Consider the following 22,762-nt stretch of genomic DNA (forward strand, 5'->3'; position numbering starts at 1 on the left):
TCGCACCCTCGCCGCCTTGACTTCGATCCGGTGCGGCGCTTTGATGGGAGCCCCAAAACCGCTTTGTTTTCAGCCGTTCGTAACAAGGCCAGCACGCAACGCGTGTCCGAGCTGCGGGAGAGCCGTCAATGAGCCGCCAATTCTGTCCACCACCGGTACGCGCTGTCGCTATCGCCGTGGGCCTGGCGTGCCTGATCAGCGGCTGTGCCACGCCGGTGGCCTCCAATGCACCGCGCGCCGAGAACAAGAGCGATGCGGCCGCCGCCTATACTCGCTTGGGCAAGGCGTACCTGGCCGAAGACAATCTGCCACGCGCCCAGCAGGCGCTGGAACACGCGCTCACCCTGGATGCGCGTGACGCCGAGGCGCTGGAAGGCCTGGCACTGCTCTACCAACGCCAGCGTGAATTCGATCTCGCCGCGCGTTTCTTCGAGCGCGCGCTGGCAGCGGCGCCCGATGCCACCCGTATCCGCAACAACTACGCCGCGCTACTCTATCAGCGCGAGCGCTATGCGCAGGCGTGCCAGCAGCTGACGCTGGCCAGCCGCGATATCACCTATACCAAACGCGCCCAGCTGTTCGCGAATCTGGGCCAGTGTCAGGACATGACGGGCGATGCCCAGGCGGCGCAGGCGAGCTATCGTCGCGCGCTGGACATCGATCCGCGCAACGCGCGCAGCCTGCTCGCCCTGGCACGCATCGATCATACGCAGGGTAATAACGAACGCGCCTGGGAACGCTTGCAGCGTTACTTCACCGTGGCCGGCACCAGCCCCGAGAGCCTGCGCCTGGCGAGCGATATCGCCAGTGCCCAGGGCGATTCGACGCGGGCGGCCTTCTACCGTCAACAGCTGAGCGGTTCCTGAGGCGCATGGACCCTAGAATGCAGAAGGATTTTCGCGCATGAGCGCCATCGACGAACAGCAGCAAGAGAGCGAGCACAGCACCCACGCCGAGTCCGCCGGCAAGATGCTGCGGGCAGAACGTGAACGCCAGGGACTCAGCCTCGACGAGGTGGCGCTGCAGCTCAACCTGCGACCCAGCGTGGTCGAAGGGCTGGAGCAGGACAACTTCGAGCAGGTCCCCATCGCCGCTTACCGCCGCGGCTACGTACGCGCCTACGCGCGCCTGCTGGGCATGAACGAGCGCCAGGTGGTGAGCGCCTACAACGCCGCCCACGGCCAGTCCGACATCGAGCGCAAGCTCTCGCCGGTGAATACCACGCGGCCGCCGTCACGCGTCGGCGCCTGGGTCATTAGGCTGTTCACGCTGCTGGTGATCGCCGCGCTGATCGGGCTCACACTGGTGTGGTGGCAGAGCCGCGAGGGCAACGATCTGTTCGGTGGCGCCAGCGACGACGCGCCGATCGCGGTCGACTCCCTCGACGGCACGAGCGACGCCGCACCGGCCGCCGATACCGGCACCCAGCTCGCCCCCAACAGCGATACCGCACTGCCGCCGATGCCCACGGCCGCCGACACCCCGGCCGCTGCCGACACCGCCGGCGACACCGGCGCCGCGCCGACCAGCGACAGCACGCCGCCGACTGCCGACGAGCGTGAGGCGCAGTCGGTCGCCGCCAGTGCCCAGACCGCTGGCGCGAGCACCGGCACGAACACCCAGGGCACGAACACCCAGGGCACGGACACCCAGGGCGCTAGCGATCAAAACGCTGCGGGCCAGAGTGCCGATACCGCCGCCGCGTCCAGCGACGAGAGCGCCCAGAGCACGCCCAGCGCCGACGTCAACACGCTCTCGCTGACCTTCAACCAGCAGTCGTGGACCGAGATCTACGACGCCACCGACAAGCGTATCTTCAGCGGTCTGCAGTCCGCCGGCAGTCAGGCGACTGCCAGCGGCAAACCGCCCTTCCGTCTGACCATCGGCAACGCCAGCGGTGTCTCGCTGCGCTACCGCGGCCGGACGGTCGACCTTGGCCAATACACCGGCGGCAACAACGTCGCCCGCTTCACGCTGGGAGACTGAGAAGCACCATGCACATGCACTCTCCGATCACCCGCCGCCTCTCGCGTCAGATCCATGTCGGCAACGTCGCCGTCGGCGGCGGTGCCCCCATCTCCGTGCAGAGCATGACCAACACCGACACCCTCGATGTCGATGCCACGGTCGCACAGATCGAGCGCCTGCAGGTGGCCGGCGCCGATATCGTGCGCGTCTCGGTGCCGGACATGGACGCCGCCGAGGCGTTCGGCAAGATCAAGCGTCGGGTCAGCGTGCCGCTGGTCGCCGACATCCACTTCGACTACAAGATCGCCCTGCGCGTGGCCGAACTGGGCGTCGACTGTCTGCGCATCAACCCCGGCAACATCGGCCGCGAGGAGCGGGTGCAGGCGGTGGTCAGCGCTGCCCGCGACAATGGCATCCCGATCCGTATCGGCGTCAACGCCGGCTCGCTGGAGAAAGACCTGCAGAAGAAGTACGGCGAACCGACGCCGGAAGCGCTGGTCGAATCCGCCATGCGCCATATCGATCACCTCGACCGGCTCGACTTCCCCGACTTCAAGGTCAGCGTCAAGGCCAGCGACGTGTTCATGGCGGTGGCGGCCTACCGCCAGTTGGCGACTCAGATCGAGCAGCCGCTGCACCTGGGCATCACCGAGGCGGGCGGGCTGCGCTCGGGTACGGTCAAGTCCTCGATCGGCCTGGGCATGTTGCTGATGGATGGCATCGGCGACACCATCCGGGTCTCGCTGGCCGCCGATCCGGTGGAGGAGATCAAGGTAGGCTACGACATGCTCAAGAGCCTGCGGCTACGCTCCAAGGGCATCAACTTCATCGCCTGCCCCAGCTGCTCGCGCCAGAACTTCGACGTGATCGGCACCATGAATGCCCTCGAGGAGCGCCTCGATGACATCATGACCCCGCTCGACGTTTCGGTGATCGGCTGCGTGGTCAACGGCCCGGGCGAGGCCAAGGAGAGCGATATCGGGCTCACCGGCGGCAGCCCCGCCAACCTGGTCTATATCGACGGCAAGCCGGCGAGCAAGCTGCGCAACGACCATCTGGTCGACGATCTCGAAGCGCTGATCCGGGCCAAGGCCAAGGAGAAGGAAGCGCGCGACGAGGCTGTGATCGCCCGCGGGGCCTGAACCCTTTCCCTCGAAGAACCATCCAGCGCCGGCGGGCCGGGAGTCCGCGGCGCTTTCCTTTAGGCAGGAGTGTCAGTTGAGCAACAAGATACAAGCCATCCGCGGCATGAACGATCTACTGCCGGATCAGTCGCCCGCGTGGCAGTACCTGGAACGCCAGTTGCGCGCGCTGGTGGCGCGTTACGACTACCGCGAGATTCGTACCCCGATCGTCGAGCAGACCGGTCTGTTCGCACGCTCGATCGGCGAAGCCACCGACGTGGTCGAGAAGGAGATGTACACCTTCGACGACCGCAACGGCGAGAGCCTGACCCTGCGCCCGGAGAACACCGCGGCGGTGGTGCGCGCGGCGATGGAGCACGGCCTTCTGCACAACCAGACCCAGCGGCTCTGGTACATGGGCCCGATGTTCCGCTACGAGCGGCCGCAGAAGGGGCGCTATCGCCAGTTCCACCAGATCGGTATCGAAGCCTACGGCATGACCGGGCCGGATATCGACGCCGAGATCATCTTGCTCTCGGCGCGTCTGTGGCGCCAGCTGGACATGTCCGAGCACGTCACCCTCGAACTCAACTCGCTGGGCTCGCCCGAGGCCCGGGCGCGCTACCGCGAGGCCCTGGTGGCCTACTTCGAGGCCCATCGCGAGGTGCTCGACGAAGATTCACAGCGGCGCCTGACCAGCAACCCGCTGCGCATTCTCGACTCCAAGAACCCGGACATGGCCGAGATGCTCGCCGGTGCCCCGCAGCTCTTCGATCATCTCGACGACGAGTCGCGCGAGCACTTCGAGCAGCTCAAGGCGACCCTGGACGCCGCCGGTATCGGCTACCGTCTCAATCCGCGCCTGGTGCGCGGGCTCGACTACTACTCGCGCACCGTGTTCGAGTGGACCACCACGGCGCTGGGCAGCCAGGGCACGGTGTGTGGCGGCGGCCGCTACGATGGACTGGTCGAGCAGCTCGGCGGTAAGGCCGTGCCGGCGGTGGGCTTCGCCATCGGCCTCGAACGCCTGATGCTGCTGCTGGAGACCCTTGACCTGATCCCCGACGAAGCCATGGGCGGTGTCGACGCCTACCTGCTGGCGATGGGCGACGGCGCCGAGCGCCAGGCGCTGCTGCTGGGCGAGCGCATGCGCGACACTCTGCCGGGGCTGCGCCTTCAGGTACACTGCGGCGGCGGCAGCTTCAAGAGCCAGATCCGGCGCGCCGACCGCAGCGGCGCCCGGGTCGCGCTGATCCTGGGCGAGGACGAGATCGCCAACGGCCGTCTGACCCTCAAGCCGCTGCGCGATGACGGCGAGCAGCAGACCCTGGACCAGGACGCGGCCATCGCCTGGCTCGCCGAGCACATCGTCGGCGAGGCGTGATGCCAGGAAAAGCCCAGACGGCATCGATAGCGCGCCTGATTGAGCGGGCGCCGAGTCACACAGTGTAAGGAGACCGCCCGTGGCGGAGCTGAGAAGCGAAGAAGAACAGCTGGATGCGATCAAGGAGTGGTGGAAGTCCAACGGCACCGCGCTGCTGGTCGGCATCGTCGTCGCCGTAGCGCTGGTGCTGGGCTGGCACGCCTGGCAGCGCCATCAGGAGAACCAGTCCGCCGAGGCCTCGGTGACCTATCAGCAGCTCATCGCCATCGCTGCCAGCGATAGCCCCGATGACAAGGCGCGCGCCCAGGCCTTCGAGCTGGCCGACAAGCTCGAAAGCGATCACGCCGGCACGCTCTATGCCGATCTCGCTGGCCTGATCGAGGCCAAGCTGGCGGTGGGCGGCAACGACGACGCCCGCGCCCGGAAGGCGCTCGAACCGGTGATCGCCGACAGCGACCGCCCCTACATGCAGGGGCTGGCCAAGCTCGAACTGGCGCGCCTGCAGATCGCCGCCAAGGACGCCGACAGCGCCTTGAAGACCCTCGACGGCAGTTTCCCCGAAGCGCTCGAGGCGCAGCGCCAGGCGGTACGCGGTGACGCCTTCGTCGCCCTCGACCGCGACGACGACGCCCGTCAGGCGTATCAGGAAGCGCAGAACCTGGCGCAGGCGTCGGATCAGACGCTCTACGGCCTTCAGCTCAAGCTCGACGACCTCGGTGCAAAGGACGCTACCCCATGAAACTGACCCGCCTACTGCTGCCCCTGGGGCTGACCGCGACCCTGCTGGCCGGCTGCGCCGGTAGCGTCGAACCCCAGTATCCGCCCAAGGAGCTCAAGGACTTCCCCGCCACCGTCGAACTCGACGAGCGCTGGAGCCAGGACATCGGCGAAGGTCTGGGCCGCGCCCAGTATCCGCTGACCCCGCTGGTCGATGGCGGCACGATCTACGCCGTCGACCAGACCGGCGATCTGCGCGCGATCGACACCGACAGCGGTGACACCCAGTGGGAAGTGGAGCTCGGCACGCCGATCTCCAGCGGCATCGGCGCCGACCCCGGCCGCCTCTATCTGGGCACCCGCAACGGCGAAGTGCTGGCGGTGGACCGCACCGACGGCAGCATCGCCTGGCGTTCGCGGGTCTCCAGCGAGGTGCTGGCACCGCCCCAGGTCAACAGTCAGTTGGTGATCGCGCAGAGCGTCGACGGCGCGGTGACCGCCCTCGACCGAGCCGATGGTCAGGAAAAGTGGGTCTACTCCAGCGCGATCCCGGCGCTGACTCTGCGTGGCACCGGCACGCCGCGGACCATCGAGCCGGTCACCTTCGCCGGCTTCGCCAACGGTCGCCTGGTCACCCTCGACAACCGTAGCGGCCAGCCGCTGTGGGACATGCGTGTCGCTGTGCCCCAGGGCCGTACCGAAGTCGATCAGCTGGTCGATCTCGACGGCCAGCCGGTGCTGACCCGCGACGGTCGCCTGTTCGTGACCAGCTACAACGGCCGTCTCGTGGCGCTCGAAGCGACCTCCGGCAAGGTGCTGTGGGAGCGCAAGGAGTCGAGCTACCTGACTCCGCTGGTGGTGGGCAACTACCTGTTCACGGTCAATGCCGCCAGCCACGTGCTCGCCATCGAAGCCGACTCCGGCCGCGTGATGTGGGACGCCGACACCCTCGAAGGGCGCTGGCTGACCTCGCCCGCCTTCGTCGACGGCAATATCGCCGTGGGCGACTACGAGGGCTACGTGCACCTGCTCGATGCCACCACCGGCGAGATGAGCGGGCGCGTCCATGTCAGCGGCAGCGGCATCACCCTGCCACTGCTGACCGGCGACAAGCGTCTCTACGTCTACGCCAACGACGGCCGTCTGGTCGCCTACGACCTCAAGACCGTCAAGCCCTGAGACGCGCACTCTGCGTCTTGACGACGGCCCCGCCTAGGCGGGGCCGTCGTCGTCTGGGGCCTGGCGAGATCCGGCACACGCCGGTGAAGGATCGTGGTCTGTGCCCAGCGGCGGTGTATGCTAGAATCGCGCCAGAACGCGAGGCTGGTGCGCTTTCATCCTCGCCCATACCCTGACGTCGTCGGCGCTCTTCCCGCGTCGGCGCCATTCTCCCGCTGCTCGTTTGCGAATCGCCATGACCCCCGTTATCGCCCTGGTTGGCCGCCCCAATGTCGGCAAGTCGACGCTGTTCAATCGCCTGACGCGCTCGCGCGACGCCCTGGTGGCCGATTTCCCCGGCCTCACCCGAGACCGCAAGTACGGTAACGGCCAGCTCGGCGACAAGGCCTACACCGTCATCGATACCGGTGGTATCAGTGGCGATGAGCAAGGCATCGACGCCGCCATGGCGGAGCAGTCGCTCACCGCCATCGACGAAGCCGATATCGTGCTGTTCCTGGTCGACGCCCGCGCCGGGCTGATGCCGGCGGATCAGGCCATCGCCAATCACCTGCGGGTGAACCAGAAGAAGACCTGGCTGGTGGTCAACAAGACCGACGGCCTCGACGAACAGATCGGCATGGCCGACTTCTGGGGTCTGGGCCTCGGCGACCCGCGGCCGATCGCCGCCTCCCACGGGCGCAATGTCACCACGCTGATCGACGAAGTGCTCGAGCCCTTCCCCGCCCGCGATCCGCTGGCCGGCCCGCAGGGTGGCCACCCGGGGGTGCACATCGGTGTGATCGGCCGCCCCAACGTGGGCAAGTCGACCCTGGTCAACCGCATGCTGGGCGAAGACCGCGTGGTGGTGTTCGACGAGGCCGGCACCACCCGCGATGCCATCGAGATCCCCTTCGAGCGCCGCGGCAAGCCCTACGTGTTGGTCGATACCGCGGGTATCCGGCGACGCAAGAACGTCACCCTCACCGCCGAGAAGTTCTCGATCGTCAAGACCCTCGAGGCGATCAAGGAGTGCCATGTCGCGATCATGGTGCTCGACGCCCGCAGCGGCCTGGTCGAACAGGATCTGCACCTGCTCGACTACGTGCTGTCGAGCGGCCGCGCGCTGGTGCTGGCGGTGAACAAGTGGGATGGTCTGGAGCAGGAAGCGCGTGAGAAGATGCGCGCGGACATCAAGCGCCGCCTCGGCTTCGCCGACTACGCCGATCTGCACTTCATCTCGGCACTGCACGGCACCGGCGTGGGCGATCTCTACAAGTCGGTCGACAAGGCCTTCGCCAGCGCCAACAGCCACTGGTCGACCAACCGCCTGACCACCCTGCTGCAGGACGCGGTCAGCGAGCACCAGCCGCCGCTGATCAATGGTCGTCGGATCAAGCTGCGCATGGCCCACCAGGGTGGCAGCAACCCGCCGATCATCGTCGTCCATGGCAACCAGACGTCGGCGCTGCCGGAAGCCTACAAGCGCTATCTCACCAATACCTTCCGCAAGGTGCTCAAGGTGCGGGGTACGCCGATCCGCTTTGAGTTCCGCTCCGGCGACAACCCCTACGACAAGCACGCTGACGCCAACGATCGCGAGAAGGCGCGCGCGCGTCAGCTCAGCCGAACCAAGGAAGCGCGCAAGAACCGCCGCTGAAGTGCCCTGGAGGCAGGCACCCAACGGCAGCGTGCTCAGGTCTGTGGTGTGGCGTCCCGCGCCACCCGCACCTGATTGCGTCCGCCCTGCTTGGCGTCGTACATGGCGCGATCGGCGGCCTCCAGCAGCGCGCCGGCGTCGGTCCAGTCAAGGGTACTGGCCACGCCGGCACTGAAGGTGGCATGGAACACCGCCTGCCCCGCCACGCACTCGAGCTGAGCGAAACTCTCGCGGATACGTTCGATCGCTTCGCGCGCGTTATCCAGCGAGCATGCCGGCAATACGGCGACGAACTCCTCCCCCCCATAGCGGCCGATATGGTCGACCCGACGCAGGCGCTGGCGCAGCAGGTTGGCGAGCAGGCGGATCACGTAGTCGCCGGTGCCGTGACCATAGGTGTCGTTGATCGTCTTGAAGCGGTCGATATCGATCATCACCACGCACGCCTCGGCGCCGCTGCGCTGGGTGCGTGACTGCTCGATCTCGATCAGCTCCTTGATCGCCGGGTGCTTGATCAGCCCGGTCAGGCCGTCACGGGCCAGCGCCTGGCTCAGCTGGCGCGAGCGCTGGGCGCGTGCGGTCACCGCCGCGGTCAGCGCCACGTCGGAGATCGGCTTGACCAGGAAGTCGTCACCCGCCTGGGCCAGTGCCTGGGCCTGGCGCTGGGCATCGGACTCGGCCGAGAGATAGATCAGCGGAATGCGCAGCCAGTCGTCGTCGAAGCGAATCAGACGCGCCAGTTCCGGGCCCGAACAGCCCGGCATGTTGATGTCGATCAGCACCAGGTCGGGGACGAATTCACGCAGACCACGCAGCACGTCACGCGGGTGTTCGATCACCCGCGACTCGATGCCGGCGATCTTCAGCGTCAGGCGGAAGTGCTCGGCCAGCTCGGTGTCGTCGTCGACGATCAGCACGCGGTAGGGATCCTGCTGTGGCTGGCTGACCAGATGGCGCAGACGTCGCTCCAGCGCCGGCACGTCCACCGGATGGGTGAAGAAGCCGTCGGCACCGTCGCGCACCGCTTGCAGCCGGGCGTCGAAGCCGCCATCGGCGCTGAGCAGGATACGCCGGGCGCCGGGCACCGCCGCGGTGCATGCCTGCCACCTCGCCGGACTCAGCGAGGCGGTATCGATCACCGCCACGTCGGGCTGCCACTCGCGCCACTCGCTCGGGGTCGCCAAGCGCCGGCAGGCATAGCCGAAGCCGCTCAACGCCTGCTCCAGCACGTCGCTGGCATCCTGGCTCATGACACCTACCCGCACCGGGCGCTCCTCTCCCCCCGCGGCATGGCTGGCATGGGGTTCGGCCAGCGCTGGCACCTGAGTATCGGTAAGCACGCGATAGCTATCGCAGAGGCGGTCGTTGAGCGCGCTGAGCATGGGCGACGTCGGCGCCACCGCGGTCTCCAACACGGTCTGCACCCACAGCTCCATCTCACGCGCTTCCCGCCCCAGCGCCGGATAGCCGAAGGTGCCGGCGGAGCCGGCAATCCGGTGCAGCCCCTGGCGCAGCGTCTCCAGCGCCGCGGGCTCGACGCTGCGCTGGCGTGCGGCGAGTTCGCGCGCCTGGGCGATCAGCGTCTGCAGGTCGTTGCCGAGGCGCTCGGCGTACTGCACACGCAGTGCCGCCAGCCGCGCCTGGACGTCCTCATCGCTCATCCGTGCGCTCCCAGATCTCGCGTAGCTGGCTCGCCAACGTCATCGGATCGAACGGCTTGATCACCACGTCCAGCCCGCCGATGCTGCGGTAATGCTCGATCTCGCTGGGCTGCACCTTGGCGGTCATGAAGATCACCGGGATCTCCCGCGTGGCGTCCTGCTCGCGCAGTCGCGCCAGGGTGGTGGGGCCATCGATACCGGGCATCATCACGTCCAGCAGGATCAGGTCCGGCTGCCATTCGGCGGCCTTTTCCAGCGCCGACTGGCCATTGTCGCAGCTGGCGACCTCCATGCCGCCGACCACCTCCAGCGCGATCCGTGCCACCTCTTGGATCGACGGGTCGTCCTCGACGTGCAGAACCCGGTGTAACGCTTGCATCTCAGCTATCTCCTTGCGTGTCTTTGTCATCATCGCGGCGGCGACCCTGCAGCTGGCGGTCGAAGGCTTCACGCAGCTCCTCGGCGGAGAGCCCCGGGCGCGCGATGGCGGTATCGATCCGGCCGAGCAGGTTCGGTGCCAAGGTCTGCTCGGAGAGAATGATCACCGCCGGATGATGCGGCAACTGGCTCAGCAGCGGGATGATCTCCCAGCCAGGCCCATGATTTCCGGTCAGATCGAGTGAGATCAGGCCGTAGTCGTTGCTGTCGAGCAGATAGCGCGCCTCGGCCACCGAGCGCGCCACGTCCAGCGTCATGCTCGCCGCGATCTGACCGGCCACGCGGCGGGTCAGCTCGGCATCGCTCTCCACGTGCATGATGCGCTCGCGCTGCGGACGCCCCTTCAGCGAGCCCTTGAGCGCATGCGCCAGGCGTCGCTCATCGAACGGTTTGGCCAGCCAGTCGACGGCGTTGAGCTGCCCGCCAATCTCCAGCTGCCCTTCGCCGGCGATCGCCGACACCACCAGCACCGGCAGGTCGCGCGTCTCCGGCTGCTCACGCAGCTGGCGCAGCAGGCTCAGGCCGCTGCCATCGGGCAGCATCAGATCGAGGGTGATGGCATCGAAGCTGCGCCGCTCGATCCAGCCTAGCGCCTCCTCCAGGGTGTGCGCGACCTCGGCCTGATAGCCCCAGCGCCGAATCAGGATCGCCAGCAGCAGGGCGGTATCCGGATCGTCCTCGACGATCAGCAGGCGTGTCCCCGCAGCGCTCCCGCCCTCCTCCGCCTGCCCCGCCAGGCGCTCGGCCAGCGCCGAACGCTCGGCGGCATCCGGACGCACCAGACGCGGTAGCTCGAAGAAGAAGCAGGCCCCCTGGCCCTCCTCGGAGAAGAAGCTGATCGAGCCGCGCATGCGCTCGACCAGCTCCCGGGTGATCGCCAGGCCCAGCCCGGTGCCGCCCTGCTTGCGCGTGCTCGAACCGTCGGCCTGGGAGAACTTCTGGAAAATACGCTCGTGGAACGCCTCGGGGATGCCCGGGCCGTGGTCGATCACACTGACCCGCACCCGCTCACCGACCGCCTCCACGCGCACCTCGACCTGCATGTCGGGGGGCGAGAACTTGGCGGCGTTGGAGAGCAGATTGCTCAGCACCTGCTGCAGCCGCATGGCATCGATGTTGACCTCGGCCTCGTCCAGGCGCTCGGTGACCACATAGTGCACCTTGAACTGATCGGCGTAGGCCTGATTGGCCTCGATCGCCTGATCGATCAGCGGCATCAGCGGCTGTTCCTGCATCTGGAACGTCATCTTGCCGGCGACCAGCTTCTCCATGTCGAGCAGGTCGTTGATCAGCATGATCAGGCGCTGGGCGTTGCTGTGGGCCACGCTCAGCATCGAGCGCATGCTCTCCGGCGGCGTACCCAGGGCACCGCCCTGGATCAGCCCCAGCGAGCCGGAGATCGAGGTCAAGGGCGTGCGCAGCTCGTGGCTCACCGTGGAGATGAACTCGGTCTTCAGGCGCTCGCTGCGCTTGCGCTCGGTGACATCGTGCAGGAAGCCATGCCAGGTGGTGCTGCCATCCGCCTCGCGCTCGGGGATCGACTGACCCGACAGCCAGATGATCTCGCCATTGGCTTGCTGCACCCGATACTCGCAGTGCCATGGCGTCAGATTCTTCTCCGACTCGCTGATCGACGTCAGCAGCCGCTCCATGTCTTCCGGCACGATATGCTCGAAGACCTGCGTCGCATCGAGCTTGGCCTCCTCCGGCGTGACGCCGTAATAGGTACGTATCGCCTCGCTGGCATAAGGAAACGAGGGGCGTCCATCGAGATCCTGATGATACTGATAGATCAGCCCGGGGATCTGGGAGGCGATCTTGGCCAGGCGCTTGGCGATCTCGTCACGCGCCTCGACCTCCTGCCAGCGCATCAGGGTCGCCCCGACCCAGCGCGCCAGCAGGCGCACGAACTCGCGGTCGGCCTCGTCGAACGGCCGACCGCGGATTTGCTCGCTGCTGAAGGCGAGCGCGCCGAAGCGCTGGCCGTGGACCCAGATCGGTGCGCCGATATAGCTCTTGAGCCCGAACAGCAGGCGGCAGCGGTGGTCGTTCCAGCCCTCGGTGTCGGCGTCGGTGAATGCCACCACGTCGCTGCGCGCCACCACCGCGCTGCAGAAGGTATCGCTGGTCTTGAGCACCTGCCCGCGCGCGAAGCGATCGTCCGGAGAGTAGGCGGCCTGGATGATGTAATCGTCGCCATCGATCCGGTTGGCGATCGCGTACGGCATGTCGAGATGCGCCGCCCCCGCCTGGAGTGCGCGCTCAACCAGCAACGGAAAGGAGGTTTCCTGCAGCGCAGCGATATCGTTGAGCGTCTGCAGCGCCTCCTTCTGCGCCTCGAGGCTATGGTTGAGCCCGACCAGCGAGCGCTTCTGCTGCTCCAGGCGCTGCTGGTGGGCGAGCATGGTCTCACGCGTGACCCGACGCGTGCCCCACAGCAGCAGCAGCAGACAGGCTTCGGCGATCAGCCAGGCCAGCCCCCAGCGCAGCCAGGTGGCCATGACCAGCTCGTCGCGCTGCTCAAGCTGCTGCGAGATATCCTTCCAGATCGCCACCGCGGTGACCGGGCGCTGCATGACGTCACCGGCCTGGCTCAGCGGCACCAGGGTGAGCAGATAGCCGCGGCCGTCGTCACCCTTGACCACGCGCCAGGCGCTCTGCGTCGCAACGCGAGGCGCCTGCTGCTGGTCCAGCCACTGCGCGATCGGCCCAGCGGAACTCTCGCTTACGCGCCAGCGTGGCGTGGCATCGTCGCCACCGGCGCGAAGGAGAATGGCGACCCCGCTTTCCAACTGGTGCGACAAGGCTTCGACGTTGGGCACGACGCCGAACTCCACCTCGAGCAGACCGACCAGCGGCCCGTCACGCCCTTCGTCAGGATGCAGCACGGGAGCTACCCCACCGGTAGTGGCGCGCTGGCCGTCGAACTCGATGCCGAAGACCACCGTGCGCATGTGCTGCGCCCGGCTTAGTAGATAGTCGCTGTCACCCGTATGCTGCTCGTGCGTGTCGGGTGGATCCATGCTCACCAGCGGGTCGATGTCGTTGGCATCGGGGAGGAACAGATTGAGCTCCAGCGCCCCGCTCTCGCGCAGCGCCTCCCAGTAGGGCTGAAGATTGGCCCGCAGGCGATCGCGCAACATCGCATTGCGCGCCGGCGAGGCCGGCATCTCGCGCGCCGCCTGCAGCAGCAGGTTGCGGATCACCGGATCGGCGGCCAGAGTATTGGCGAGCACTTGCACGCGGCGCTCGAGCCCGGCGCGGGCAGCACTCACGGTGATGCCCTGCTCCTTCGACTGGAACGCCAGATCGCGCCGGAACGCCTCACGGTCGTTATGCAGTGCCTGGACCAGCATCCAGCCGAAGAACAGCGCCAGCAGTAGGCTACCCAGGAAAATGAGCAGCAGGGGCAGACGTAGGACTTTCACGCGAATCCTCTCGAGCAGCAAAGGTATGAGCGCGAACCTCATACCTTTTGACCAGAGGAACGCTCCTCGAGAAGAATATCGTATTCTATTGATATTGCATGGGCCGAATAGCCTGCGTTCCTACCCACTGACAGGCGAATTGCCACGCCGCACGTCCGCTGCGCACCCCGCGCAGGGTGGCGTAGCGCTTAGCCTCCGCTTGCGCCGCCTCGCCCCAACTCTCGGCGCCACCGAGATGCTCGACCCAGTGGCGGCACGCCTCGAGATAGGCCTGCTGGTCGAAGGGATGAAACGCCAGCCACAGCCCGAAGCGGTCGGAGAGCGAGATCTTCTCCTCCACCGCATCACCGTGATGCAGCTCGCCGTCGACCAGTTGGGTCTGCTGATTGTCGGCCATCGACTCCGGCAGCAGATGGCGACGGTTGGAGGTAGCGTAGAGCAGCACATTCTCCGGCGGCCCGGTCAGGGTGCCGTCGAGCACGCTCTTGAGCGCCTTGTAGGCGTCGTCGCTGCCCTCGAAGGAGAGATCGTCGCAGTAGACCACGAAGCGATGCTGGTGATCGCGCAGGCGCTGGACCAGCACCGGCAGCGCGACCAGATCGTGGCGGTCGACCTGGATCAGGCGCAGCCCCTCGCCGGCCAGGCTGTTGAGCAGCGCACGCACCATCGACGACTTGCCGCTGCCGCGTGCGCCCCACAGCAGCGCGTGGTTGGCCGGGCGCCCCTGCAGGAAGGCGCGGGTGTTGTCGACCAGCGCCCGCTTCTGGCGTTCCACGCCGATCAGGTCGTCGAGCCCCACCGCATCCCGCGGCGCCACCGGCACCAGTTGGCCGCCCAGCGGATGCGACTGCCACAGCGCGGCCACGTCACGGGTCCAGTCCACCGCCGGGGGCTGCTCGGGTAGCCACGCCTCGACACGTTCCAGCAGTCGGCTCAGCCGTTGGGCCAGCTCTCCATCCATCTTTCGGGTCTCCTCGGGTCGATATCGCACGTCAGGCGCTGGCGGGGGATTGCCAATCGCCACGATGGGCGTATCTTGTGCCGCGCGCGCCGTCGGGTCCAGTCGAGTCCGGGCTCGTTTTCCCCCTGACTCCCTCCGAGGAGAGACGATGACGTCTCGTATCCGCCTTGCCTGCGCTGTGCTGATGGTCTCCCTGCTCGGCGGCTGTCTCGCCCTGCCCCAGGTCGGTGTCCTGCTCGGACGTATCGCGCTCTCCTCGCTCGGCGTCGATAACGTACGTATCGGCAACTACCACTTCGCTCCCGGCCTAGAAGGCATCGACGAGCTGAGCCTGCTGAGCTCGGGGCTGGCCCTGGCCGGGCTGCCGGTGAACGTCGATCTGCCGCTGGCGCTCTCGCTGCCCGCCAACGTGCCGTCGCTCGAACTCCAGGGCTTTGCCTGGGAACTCCAGGTGCCCGGGGCAGAGCCGGTCGCCGGCGAATTCGATCAGCCGGTGCCGCTGCACGCGGGTGAGACCACCACGGTGACGCTGCCGGCGGCGCTGGAACCGCGCGGCATCGACGCCCTGTCCAGCCGCGAGCAGAAGGTCGCCGCGCTGCTCGATCTGGCACGCCGCCTCAGCGCCAGCGGCGAGCTGCCGCCGGGCAGCCACCTCAGCCTGACCCCGGCACTGCCGCCGGCGCTGGCACGGGTGGTCTCTGCCCCGACCGTGCAACTCGATGTCGGCACGCAGACCAGCGCCGAGACCGCCCCAGCGCCCACGCCTTGACGCCGGAGCCGGCCAGTGAGCGGTGCTCGACGCCCGGAATGCGCCCCGGTTGACCGCCCGGGCAGGCCGGGTATCTTGGACGGGCTGACGCGACGAACCGACTCGGTTACCGCCCTACCGGCCCGCCCTCGACGTCAGCCAAGACAGCAACGATAACGCCAGACTCGTATTCGGAGACCCGCATGTCACTCACCCTCTCGCGCCGCGCCCTGGGCGTTCTCGGCGTCGCGGCGCTACTCAGCGCCTGTAGCACCTCACCTCTGGGGCGCAACCAGCTCGCCTTCTACTCCGATGACGAGCTGGCCCAGATGGGCAAGCAGAGTTTCAGCCAGTACGAGCAGCAACTGCCCACGGTGGGCGGCGCCCAGGCGAGCTACGTGCAGTGCGTGGCCGACGCCATCACCGCCCAGGTGCCGGCCAGCGCCGGTATCGGCAAGTGGCAGGTGAAGCTGTTCAAGGATGACACTGCCAACGCCTTCGCCCTACCCGGCGGCTATATCGGTGTCAACACCGGGCTGCTCAAGGTCGCCACCAACCAGGACCAGCTCGCCGCGGTGATCGGCCACGAGGTCGGTCACGTGTTGGCGCACCATGCCAACGAGCGGGTCTCCACCCAGGCCGCCACCCAGACCGGGCTGTCGGTACTGCAGAGCGCCGCCGGGCTGCAGGGCGCGGGCGGCGAACAGGTGATGGGGCTGCTGGGCGCCGGGGCGCAGTACGGCGTGATCCTACCGTTCTCGCGCAAGCAGGAGTCGGAAGCCGATCTGGTGGGTCTGGATCTAATGGCGGACGCCGGATTCGACCCCCGCGCCAGCCTCGATCTGTGGCAGAACATGGCCGCCAACAGCCAGGGCGAGCCGCCGGCGTGGATGTCGACCCACCCCAGCAACGACCAGCGCATGAGTGGGTTGAAGAATCGTCTCGACGAAGCGGTACCGCGCTACGAACAGGCCAAGGCGGCCGGGCGGCGGCCCAACTGCAAGGCGTGATTCCAGGCAACCCCAACTGGTCACGACAACGGCCGCCGCCGGAATCCTCCGGCGGCGGCCGTCTGCTATCTGTGCCTTACGACTGGGCTTTACGCCCGCACTCTACGTTCGGCGACTGCACCAAGGGCTGAGATCGCAAACGGTTGACCGAGCGCGACGAGCAACGCGCGGTCTTAGGGAAAGCTGAATAAATCGCCGAACGAGATGAAGGGCCAGGCGCCCGGAACGCAGAAAGCGAGACATAACTTGGGGTTAGGCGAGCTTTCGAGTACCGCGTAACGCAGCCATTCGCGCGTGCAGGCATTTATGCAGTGTTTCCCTCAAAGCTCGGCGCGCAGCGTCTCGAGTAGCGCCGCAGTCTCCGGGCGTACCTGACGCCACAGCCAGAACGACTCCGCCGCCTGCTCGATCAGCATGCCCAGGCCATCCACCGTGCGCGCGCCGTGCGCTGCGGCCCAGCGCAGGAAGACCGTCGGCTCGGCGCCGTACATCATGTCGTAGGCCAGCGCCTCGGGGGCGAAGAGTGTCTCCGGCAGCGGCGGCAGCTCACCGGCAAGGCTCGCGCTGGTGGCGTTGATCACCAGGTCGAAGCCCCCTTCCAGCGCCTCGAAGCCGCAGCCCACGACCTGCCCGCTGCCGGCGAACAGCGCCGCCAGCGCCTGCGCCTTGGCCGGGGTGCGATTGGCCACGCGCAGGCTCTCCACGCCGGCCTCGAGCAGCGGCTGAATCACCCCGCGCGAGGCGCCACCCGCCCCCAGCAGCAGCACCCGCGCGCCCGTCAGCGGGGCGGCGTGCGTCTGCAGGTCGCGCACCAGCCCCACGCCATCGGTGGTATCACCGTGGACCCGGCCGTCGGCGTCCAGCCACAGGGTGTTCACCGCACCGGCGAGGTGCGCACGCGGGGTATGCACCTCGGCCAGGGCAAAGGCCTCCTGCTTGAACGGTACGGTCACGTTGGCCCCGCGCCCACCGTCGGCGACGAAGGCACGCCAGGCGCCGGCGAAATCGTCGCTGGGTGCCTCGATCGCCTCGTAGACCAGCGCTTCGCCGGTCTGCGCGGCAAAGGCGGCATGGATGCGCGGCGATTTCGAGTGGCCGATAGGGTTGCCGAAGACAGCGTAACGATCGCTCATGCGGGTTGCGGCTCCTGGGTGGCGTTCAGCCAGTCGTGCGGTTTGAGATAGGCGAGCAGGCGCGCTTCCGGAGTGCCCGGCTCCGGGGTCCACTGGTACTGCCAACGCGCGAGCGGCGGCATCGACATCAGGATCGATTCGGTACGCCCACCGCTCTGCAGCCCGAACAGGGTACCCCGGTCCCAGACCAGATTGAACTCGACGTAGCGCCCGCGGCGGAACGCCTGATAGTCGCGTTCGCGCTCACCGAACGGAGTCTCGCGGCGGCGCTCGGCGATCGGCAGATAGGCATCGAGAAAGCTGTCGCCGACCGCGCGCTGGAAGGCGAAGCACTGCTCGAACGGCCACTCGTTGAGATCGTCGAAGAAGAGCCCACCGACGCCGCGTGTCTCGTTGCGGTGCTTGAGGAAGAAGTAGTCGTCGCACCACGCCTTGAAGCGCGGATAGACCGACTCGCCGAATGGCTCGCAGGCGCGCTGCGCTACCTGGTGCCAGTGCTGGGCGTCTTCGAGGTAAGGGTAGTAGGGGGTCAGGTCGAAACCGCCGCCGAACCACCACACCGGCGCCTCGTCGGGCTTGTCGGCGATGAAGAAACGCACGTTGCCGTGGGCGGTGGGAATGTGCGGGTTGCGCGGATGCAGCACCCAGGAGACTCCCACCGCGTGGAAGCTGCGCCCAGCCAACTCGGGGCGAGCGGCGGTGGCCGAAGCGGGCAGCTCGGCGCCGTACACATGGGAGAAGTTGACCCCGCCCTTCTCGAACAGCGCGCCCTCCTCGATCACCCGGCTGCGTCCCCCGCCGCCTTCGGCGCGCTCCCAGCTGTCCTCGGCAAAGCTCTTGGCGCCATCCAGTGCCGCGAGCGAGTCGCACAGGGAGTCCTGCAGCGAGAGCAGGTAGGTCTTGACGCTATCGAGGTGCGAATGTGCCATGGTCGATGTCCTTCTGCGGGGTACGGGAAATGGGGCGCCGGCTGCCAGGGGGCGCGTGGCGGCTGTCAGGCGGGCGCGGCGCATGACAGCCGCCCGGTTCAGGGGCGCAGCACGCGGTCGCTGAGCAGGTCGCGGATCGTGCTGGGGCGATCGCGCCCCCCCAGCGGACCGTCGACGATCGCCGCCACGTCGCCGCCGAAGGTCTCACGCACCGCCTGCGCGCTCATCGCCGGCGCTTCGCCGGCACGGTTGGCCGAGGTCGAGACCAGCGGCCCGCCCCAGGCAGCACACAGTTGCTGCACCAGCGGATGGTCGCTGACCCGCACCGCCAACGTGGTGTGATCACCGCGCAGCAGCGGCTGAGCGCGCCCGTTGTCGGGGATCAGCCAGGTATTGGGGCCGGGCCAGCTCGCCGCCAGGCGCCCGCGCTGCTCGGCGTCCAGGCCGGCGAGCCACGGCTCCAGTTGCTCCAGACTGCCGGCGATCAGAATCAAGCCCTTGTCGCTGGCGCGCCCCTTGAGCGCGATCACTCGCGCCAGCGCATCGGCGTCGTCCGGGTCACAGCCGAGTCCCCAGACCCCCTCGGTGGGATAGGCGATCACGCCCCCCTGTTTCAGCGCCGCAATCGCGGCGGCCCACTCTGACATCTCTGCTTCCTCGAGTTGCCTTGTTCAAGCTGCGGCGATGGTAACACGCCGCCTCAGGCTCGCCTCCGCGCCCGAGCGTCGCACCCTGACGCAAGGCGCACCCAAGATCAGACCTTGGGCGCCAGGCATCGGACTGCGGCCAGCGAAGATGGCGCCCGCGGCGAGGGCCGGCCATAGTGAAACGAGTGGCAGCGTACCGAAACGTGCCCGGCGTCACCCCGACTCTCACCTTGTTGCAGGAGCCCACGATGACACGATCGCCTCTATCCCTCGCGCTGCTCGGCCTGGTCTGCGCCGGCAGCCTCAGCGCCTGCGCCCAGCAGCCGGCCCAGCAGACGAAACAGCCGCCGGCGCCGGCGCTCTCCGATCAGCTGGTGATGGCGACGCTGTGGATGCAGACCTCCGGTGAGTACGCCGCGCTGAGCCATCAGGCGTTCAATCTCGCGCGGCGTAACCTCGACCGCGCGCTGGCCGCCGCCGACGGGCAGCAGCGGCCCCCGGCGATCGTGGTCGATGTCGACGAAACGGTGCTCGACAACAGCCCCTACGAAGCGTGGCTGATCGCCAGCGGCGAGAACTATCAGAGCGATACCTGGCACCAGTGGGTGGACAAGGCCAGCGCTCGGGCGATGCCCGGAGCCAAGGCGTTTCTCGACTACGCCGCCTCGCGCGGGGTGGCGGTTTTCTACATCACCAATAGGCGCGCCGACGAGACCCAGTCCACGCTGCGCAACCTGCGCCAGGTCGGCTTCCCAGATGCCGACGAGGCGCACTTCCTACCGCGCATCGAGAGCAGCGACAAGACCGCACGCCGCCAGCGGGTGGCGCAGTCGCACTGGGTGATCCTGCTGATGGGAGACAATCTGGGCGACTTTTCGGCGGGCTTCGAGCGTGCCAGCGCCGAGGCCCGGCGCGCTGCCGTCGAGGCCCAGCCGGACGCCTTCGGCAGCCGCTACATCGTGCTGCCCAACCCCGCTTATGGCGCCTGGGAGGGCGCGCTCTATCACAATGACTGGAGCCTGGACGACGCGCAGAAAGCCAGCGCCCGGCGCAACCATCTGCAGCAGTGGGGTGGTCCGGAGACGCCCTGACCTAAAAGCCCATGTCCAAACCCTCTGACGATGGGCGCCGGGGGCAGGGCAAAGCGAGGGTCCTTTGCCAGGGATGGCAAAGGTAGCGCCCAGGGAAGGGTTCACAGCGCCCTCGCGACGCCCTGCCGCCGGACAAGCCCATGTCGTCAAGCGGTTGTGAAAGGCACTCTAAAGCGCATAGTCCCACGTAAAGACCGCCGGGCGGTGATCCGTCCAGCGGTCTGGCGCTGGCTCGGTGTCAACCGCGGCGGCGTACCCACCCTCCCGCGGTCTGCGCCGCTTGCCCTTCCAGCTCGAGTTCGAGCAGCGCCAGTTGCAGCGTGGCGACCGACTCGCCGCACGCTGCCACCAGTACGTCGATCGGCGTCGGGGTATCGCTCAGCTGCGCCAATATCCCGGCGTGCGGCCCGACCGACGCCTCCGGGCTCGTGACCGGTGGCGTGGCAGCCTCGGATGGCGCCATGTCCAGCTGCTCGCCAGCCGTTGTCGGTGTCCAGTGGCCCAGTTCGGCGAGTATGTCGTCGACGTTGCGCACCAGCGCCGCCTCGCCGCGCTGGATCAGCCGCAGGCAGCCGCTGGCCTGGGGGTTATGGATCGAGCCCGGCAGGGCGAACACCTCGCGCCCCTGTTCGAGCCCCAGGCGTGCGCTGACCAGCGAGCCACTCTTCTCCGCGGCTTCCACCACCAGCACCCCCTGAGACAACCCGGTGATCAGCCGATTGCGGCGCGGAAAGAAGCGCGGATGCGCGGCGGTATCGGCCGGATGCTCCGACAGCAGCAGCCCACACCCTGCCAGCAGATCGCGGTACAACCCGGCGTGGCGCGGCGGATAGACCACGTCGACGCCACAGCCGAGCACGCCGACAGTAGCGCCGCCGGCCTGCAGCGCGGTGTGCTGGGCGATGCCATCGATACCCAGCGCCATGCCGCTGACCACGCCGAAGCCGCGCGCGATCAGATCGCGTGCGAAGGCCGCGGCGTTGTCGCGCCCCTCACGGGTCGGCTTGCGCGTGCCGACGATGGCGATCGCCGGCGTCGCCAATGCGCTCAGATCGCCCTTGGCCCACAGCACCAGCGGCGGGTCGGGGAGCTGATCGAGCAGCACGGGCCAGGCAGCTTGCCCCGGATGCAGCAGATAGTGGCGCGGGCTCTCGGCCTGCCATGCCAGCGCCGCCTCGACTGAAGCCTCGAGCGGGCTATTCGTGGGGTGATCGAGCCACAGCCTCAGCGGCTGGGCCAGCCGAGCCGGTAGTGCCGCCAGCCAGCCCTGGGGCCAGGCTAGCGACTCGGGCTCGCGCCAGCGCTGCAGCAGCGGCGACAGCCGCGCGGGGCCGAGCCCAGGCAGTGCGGCCAGCGCCAGCCAGTCGCGCAGTGTCGGCCCCGCCGAGCTCACGGCGCCTCCGCGCGCGCCAGCGTGGCGCCAAGTGCCTGGGGCGTGATCAGCCGATCGCCCACCGCCAGCGCCTCGGAGGCCCGCATCACCAGCGCATAGGCGAGATGGTCGAAGACTCGGAACACCATCACCGCGCCCGCCTCGTGTGGCGGCAGGGTGATCCAGCCCTCGCCGTCGGCGGCGCGCACCCGCTCGCCCTGGCGCATCACCTGCAGCACGTGCCCCGGCGCCAGCCCGTCGGCACGCCCGCGATCGATCGCTACCACGTCGTCACGGCCGATGAAGCGCACCCCGCCAGGCACCGCGAGCAGGGTCGCGGTGATCGGCAAGGCCGGCGCCCGCGGCAAGAACTCGGTGGTGATGCCTCCATCGTCCAGCGTCAGCAGCGCATCCCCGGCGCGGATCTCGCGCCCGGCCTCGAGCACTTCCAGCTCGCTCACGTCAGGCTGGCGCTCAACCACCCGCGCCTCGCCCAGGCGCTGCAGTTCACGCCCCAGGGGAGCGCCGTCGGCAGGGGCACGATAGTCGTCTCCGGCGCGGTAGATGCCCAGCCGCGAGCCCACCGGCGGCAGCCGCCCCTGGGCGTAGAGCCGATCCCCGGCGCCGCTGAGCAGACGCCCGCCCTGCCCCGCCACCACCCGCGGCGCCGAATCCAGCAGGGCGGGGTCGACGATTCGGTAAGCCTTCAGGAAGACCCGCACCCGCTCCAGCGGCAGGCTGGGCAGCGCCTCTCTTACCGGTGCTCGGCGCACTTGGGGCGAGAGCCTGACCGTCTCGCCGCGGCCGCGCTCGACGCGCAGCGCGGGCCCACCGGCGCCGGGGTCGAGCACTAGCACATCGCCGGGGTAGAGCTGCTCGGGCCCGGCCACGCCGGGGTTGTGCCGCAAAAGCTCGCGCCAGGACCAGGGATCTTCGAGAAAGCGCGCCGCCACGCCCCACAGGGTGTCGCCCGGGCGAATCTGGTAGCGACTCGGGGCATCGGGCTTGAGGGTGTAGGCCAGCGCCGGCGCGGCACCCGGCCCGGTCAGCGTGAACAGCAAAAGCCCACAGCCGAGTGCCGATGACGCCAGGCGGCGAAAGAACCGAGTGGGTGAGAGCCGCAGGCCGTTCGCCATCGCTTTGTTCCTGACGCTGAATATCGGGCGCGCGGCGGTGCCGCGCCTGTCAGGAGTAGATCGGCTACTGCCGACGGGACTTGAATGCGCCCTCGGCTTTGCACGAAAACTACCTGCGCTCGGCAATACGGCGTTAAAAATCGTCTCAGAATGCTCATTTACACCCCGTAAACTCCGCGTTTTCGCCGATTTTTGCC

Annotated in this window: 19 protein-coding genes; 10 read left to right on the plus strand and 9 right to left on the minus strand. The window is 68.1% G+C overall.

The window, feature by feature from the left end:
• The first annotated feature begins 128 nt into the window (after window positions 1-128).
• The 7 genes from pilW (at window position 129) to der (ending at window position 8,011) form a co-directional block, all read left to right on the plus strand.
• Window positions 129-866 carry a type IV pilus biogenesis/stability protein PilW gene (gene pilW / locus J0A90_RS05380; protein ID WP_207032045.1) on the plus strand — a complete coding sequence of 246 codons (738 nt, stop codon included), beginning with the start codon at window positions 129-131 and terminating at the stop codon, window positions 864-866.
• Window positions 867-903: 37 nt separating this feature from the next.
• Window positions 904-1,986 carry a RodZ domain-containing protein gene (locus J0A90_RS05385; protein ID WP_207032047.1) on the plus strand — a complete coding sequence of 361 codons (1,083 nt, stop codon included), beginning with the start codon at window positions 904-906 and terminating at the stop codon, window positions 1,984-1,986.
• 8 nt (window positions 1,987-1,994) lie between these two features.
• A complete protein-coding gene (gene ispG, locus J0A90_RS05390; RefSeq protein WP_035469843.1) occupies window positions 1,995-3,110 on the plus strand; it encodes a flavodoxin-dependent (E)-4-hydroxy-3-methylbut-2-enyl-diphosphate synthase in 1,116 nt (371 codons plus the stop codon).
• Window positions 3,111-3,186: 76 nt separating this feature from the next.
• Window positions 3,187-4,476, plus strand: coding sequence for a histidine--tRNA ligase (gene hisS, locus J0A90_RS05395; protein ID WP_207032049.1), 1,290 nt, complete (start codon window positions 3,187-3,189; stop codon window positions 4,474-4,476).
• 79 nt (window positions 4,477-4,555) lie between these two features.
• Window positions 4,556-5,215: a tetratricopeptide repeat protein gene (locus tag J0A90_RS05400; RefSeq protein WP_207032052.1), complete on the plus strand. Its 660-nt coding sequence runs from the start codon at window positions 4,556-4,558 to the stop codon at window positions 5,213-5,215.
• Window positions 5,212-6,372 carry an outer membrane protein assembly factor BamB gene (bamB, locus tag J0A90_RS05405; protein WP_207032054.1) on the plus strand — a complete coding sequence of 387 codons (1,161 nt, stop codon included), beginning with the start codon at window positions 5,212-5,214 and terminating at the stop codon, window positions 6,370-6,372. The genes J0A90_RS05400 and bamB overlap by 4 nt, the downstream gene beginning before the upstream one ends.
• Window positions 6,373-6,607: 235 nt before the next feature.
• Window positions 6,608-8,011, plus strand: a complete 1,404-nt coding sequence (gene der, locus J0A90_RS05410) for a ribosome biogenesis GTPase Der (protein ID WP_035469833.1) — start codon at window positions 6,608-6,610, stop codon at window positions 8,009-8,011.
• Window positions 8,012-8,046: 35 nt separating this feature from the next.
• Here the strand turns inward: der and J0A90_RS05415 are convergent, their stop codons facing one another.
• From J0A90_RS05415 to J0A90_RS05430, 4 genes are all read right to left on the minus strand, one after another.
• Entirely contained in the window at window positions 8,047-9,672 is a 1,626-nt protein-coding gene (locus tag J0A90_RS05415; RefSeq protein WP_207032070.1) for a diguanylate cyclase, read from the minus strand.
• Window positions 9,662-10,051: a response regulator gene (locus tag J0A90_RS05420; RefSeq protein WP_207032072.1), complete on the minus strand. Its 390-nt coding sequence runs from the start codon at window positions 10,049-10,051 to the stop codon at window positions 9,662-9,664. Before J0A90_RS05420 ends, J0A90_RS05415 begins: the two co-directional genes overlap by 11 nt.
• A gap of 1 nt (window position 10,052) precedes the next feature.
• Window positions 10,053-13,538 carry an ATP-binding protein gene (locus J0A90_RS05425; protein WP_207032074.1) on the minus strand — a complete coding sequence of 1,162 codons (3,486 nt, stop codon included), beginning with the start codon at window positions 13,536-13,538 and terminating at the stop codon, window positions 10,053-10,055.
• A gap of 85 nt (window positions 13,539-13,623) precedes the next feature.
• On the minus strand, window positions 13,624-14,499 hold the full coding sequence (locus J0A90_RS05430; protein ID WP_207032076.1) for an ATP-binding protein: 876 nt from the start codon (window positions 14,497-14,499) through the stop codon (window positions 13,624-13,626).
• A gap of 148 nt (window positions 14,500-14,647) precedes the next feature.
• Between J0A90_RS05430 and J0A90_RS05435 the strand changes: the two genes are divergently transcribed.
• A complete protein-coding gene (locus J0A90_RS05435; RefSeq protein WP_207032079.1) occupies window positions 14,648-15,268 on the plus strand; it encodes a hypothetical protein in 621 nt (206 codons plus the stop codon).
• A gap of 182 nt (window positions 15,269-15,450) precedes the next feature.
• Window positions 15,451-16,257, plus strand: a complete 807-nt coding sequence (locus tag J0A90_RS05440; protein WP_035469822.1) for a M48 family metallopeptidase — start codon at window positions 15,451-15,453, stop codon at window positions 16,255-16,257.
• A gap of 320 nt (window positions 16,258-16,577) precedes the next feature.
• Here J0A90_RS05440 and aroE read toward each other — a convergent pair whose 3' ends face one another.
• From aroE to J0A90_RS05455, 3 genes are all read right to left on the minus strand, one after another.
• Window positions 16,578-17,390 (minus strand): shikimate dehydrogenase, encoded by an 813-nt coding sequence (gene aroE / locus J0A90_RS05445; protein ID WP_207032081.1) that lies wholly within the window; start codon window positions 17,388-17,390, stop codon window positions 16,578-16,580.
• Window positions 17,387-18,319 (minus strand): oxygen-dependent coproporphyrinogen oxidase, encoded by a 933-nt coding sequence (gene hemF, locus J0A90_RS05450; RefSeq protein WP_207032083.1) that lies wholly within the window; start codon window positions 18,317-18,319, stop codon window positions 17,387-17,389. Before hemF ends, aroE begins: the two co-directional genes overlap by 4 nt.
• Window positions 18,320-18,417: 98 nt before the next feature.
• Window positions 18,418-18,966: an L-threonylcarbamoyladenylate synthase gene (locus J0A90_RS05455; protein WP_035469810.1), complete on the minus strand. Its 549-nt coding sequence runs from the start codon at window positions 18,964-18,966 to the stop codon at window positions 18,418-18,420.
• A gap of 248 nt (window positions 18,967-19,214) precedes the next feature.
• On the opposite strand from J0A90_RS05455, the gene J0A90_RS05460 reads away from it, so the two are divergent.
• Window positions 19,215-20,057 carry a 5'-nucleotidase, lipoprotein e(P4) family gene (locus J0A90_RS05460; protein ID WP_207032092.1) on the plus strand — a complete coding sequence of 281 codons (843 nt, stop codon included), beginning with the start codon at window positions 19,215-19,217 and terminating at the stop codon, window positions 20,055-20,057.
• 238 nt (window positions 20,058-20,295) lie between these two features.
• Here the strand turns inward: J0A90_RS05460 and dprA are convergent, their stop codons facing one another.
• A complete protein-coding gene (gene dprA, locus J0A90_RS05465; protein ID WP_207032102.1) occupies window positions 20,296-21,450 on the minus strand; it encodes a DNA-processing protein DprA in 1,155 nt (384 codons plus the stop codon).
• Window positions 21,447-22,565: a LysM domain-containing protein gene (locus tag J0A90_RS05470; RefSeq protein WP_207032104.1), complete on the minus strand. Its 1,119-nt coding sequence runs from the start codon at window positions 22,563-22,565 to the stop codon at window positions 21,447-21,449. Before J0A90_RS05470 ends, dprA begins: the two co-directional genes overlap by 4 nt.
• Between the last annotated feature and the right edge of the window lie 197 nt (window positions 22,566-22,762).

Origin of the sequence: Salinicola sp. DM10, assembly GCF_017306975.2 — a bacterium.
GTDB lineage: Bacteria > Pseudomonadota > Gammaproteobacteria > Pseudomonadales > Halomonadaceae > Salinicola.